The organism is Blautia sp. An249 (assembly GCF_002159835.1).
Classification (GTDB): Bacteria; Bacillota; Clostridia; order Lachnospirales; family Lachnospiraceae; genus Blautia_A; species Blautia_A avistercoris.
In genome coordinates this window covers 1-1,722 of sequence record NZ_NFJL01000057.1, presented here as the reverse complement: position 1 = coordinate 1,722, position 1,722 = coordinate 1, and the positions used below count along the sequence as shown (strand labels likewise).

3 protein-coding genes and 2 pseudogenes are annotated in these 1,722 nt (G+C 56.9%); 2 read left to right on the top strand and 3 right to left on the bottom strand.

The genetic code is table 11. From position 1 onward, the window contains the following. Both B5F53_RS19455 and B5F53_RS19450 read left to right on the top strand, forming a co-directional pair. Nucleotides 1–228: pseudogene (locus B5F53_RS19455) on the top strand (hypothetical protein); the annotation flags it as partial. Between the two features lie 3 nt (nucleotides 229–231). Then, nucleotides 232–432: a transposon-transfer assisting family protein gene (locus B5F53_RS19450; protein ID WP_087227131.1), complete on the top strand. Its 201-nt coding sequence runs from the start codon at nucleotides 232–234 to the stop codon at nucleotides 430–432. A gap of 67 nt (nucleotides 433–499) precedes the next feature. Here B5F53_RS19450 and B5F53_RS19445 read toward each other — a convergent pair whose 3' ends face one another. The 3 genes and pseudogenes from B5F53_RS19445 to B5F53_RS19435 all read right to left on the bottom strand — a co-directional run. After that, a complete protein-coding gene (locus tag B5F53_RS19445; RefSeq protein WP_087227129.1) occupies nucleotides 500–694 on the bottom strand; it encodes a helix-turn-helix domain-containing protein in 195 nt (64 codons plus the stop codon). A gap of 174 nt (nucleotides 695–868) precedes the next feature. Beyond that, the gene (locus B5F53_RS19440; protein ID WP_087227128.1) at nucleotides 869–1,240 is read right to left on the bottom strand and encodes a cysteine-rich VLP domain-containing protein; all 372 of its coding nucleotides are present in this window, start codon (nucleotides 1,238–1,240) and stop codon (nucleotides 869–871) included. Next, nucleotides 1,237–1,722, bottom strand: a pseudogene (locus B5F53_RS19435) (relaxase/mobilization nuclease domain-containing protein); the annotation flags it as partial. The pseudogene B5F53_RS19435 and the gene B5F53_RS19440, both read right to left, overlap by 4 nt.

Genomic DNA, 1,722 nt, shown 5'->3' with positions numbered 1-1,722 from the left:
AGCAAGGACACTGACCGGCTGTTTTCCATGCTGCCCTATCAATCCCTATGCTTTACCGGCATGAAAGACCGGCGCGGTGTCTATGCCGTGATCGGAAAGGACGAGAACCGGGACAAGGAGGTGCGGCGGCCCCGCGCCTCCATCCGAAAGCAGCTATCCGAAACCAAACAGGCCCAGGCCCCGAAAAAGGCCCCGACCAGAAGCAAGTCAAACGAATTGGAGGTATGAAAAATGTATTTTACCGTGGAGGAAGAAAACCTGATTTGTATGTACCACAAAAGCGACCGGCGCAGGACGGCGGCGGCTGTCCGGGCGGCTATGCCGGATATGGACGAGGAAATGCGGGCGCTGGCCCGCCAGACCGCCGACAAGCTAGACGCCATGAGCGACGCCGACTTTGAGGCGCAGCGGTTTCAGTTTACGGACGAGTAATCAAGCAAAAAGCGAAGCGCCGGGCGCGGGGGCTGTTTGGCCTCTGCGTCCGGCGCTCTTTTTTCGTTTATTCCTGTTCCATCGGAAAGTCCGGCAGTTTTTCCAGCAGCTTCATAATAAGGTACTGCTTCATATCTTCATCAACGGCCAGCTCGTCAATGAAAGGGGCATAGTGCATTATCACCTTTTCCGTGGCCCACTTCTCACCAGCGACGGCGGCCTTAATCGTGGCATAGTCCAATAGCGTTTCCTGGCTGTCCATCCCGTCCACTCCTGTCCTTGATTATCGTCCTGTCCAGCATACCACAGAAGCGCCGGGAATACCAGGGGCGGAAAGATTTTCCTACGCATTTAGAACCCCGTTCTGGTGGGGATTTGATAATCTGTCCTGCCTCCCCGCCGACCATGCCAAAAAAGCCTTGAAATGGCGGGGATTTTAACGGCCTAAATGCGTAGAGTGCAGGTATCTTTGCCGCTGCCTTTCGGCCTCTTTCTTCCGGCGCACACGGGCCGCACAATCCGGGCAGTATTTGGCCCGGTTGGACTTTGGCACAAAGGCGGCCCCGCACACGGTACAGCGTTTCACTTCCTCCCGGCTTTTGCTGATCTCGGCGCACAGGGCCGCGTCCAGCGGCAGGACGGCGGCCTTGAACCACCGGCACAGCAGCGAATAGGAAATGCTCTGGACGCAAACACATTCCTCCCCGTCGTCCAGCAGGAGGCAGTTTCCGTCACAGTAATTGCAGCACTCATGCGTGAGCCGCCGGGCCTTGCGGTACTGGCGGTAATTCATTCGCGGTATGTTCATAGCTCTTGTGTCTGCTCCTTTCCCGGCGTCACCCGCAAGATACTGTCCACGTTCTGCTTGATGATACCGTATTCTGTCAATTCTGCTTTCACTTCGCTGTACCTTTCGTACAGCCGTCCTTTTTCCTCGTCCAGCTTCTTGTACTCGGCTTTGAGCGCGGCCAGGTTGGGGAGTTTTGTCACCCCGGCGTCCTTTAGGGCCTTTGCCGCTGCCTCGTATAAGAGAAGCTGGCTTTCATGCTCCCGCCGGAACGCGGCCTTGTCTTTTGCCTTTCTCATTTCCAGCGCCAGGGGCCGCAGCTTCTTGTAGGTGGAAATGTCCTTTATCAGCACCGCCATATCCGCAAGACGGCGCTCCACGGTTTTGAGCGCGGCGGCGGCCTCGTCATTGGTTGCGCTGATCTCCGCAATCCGGCCCTCCAAATCGGCGTAGCTGTCAATCTGGTGTTCGGTGATGAAGTTCAGGGCTTTGGCGGCCTGCTT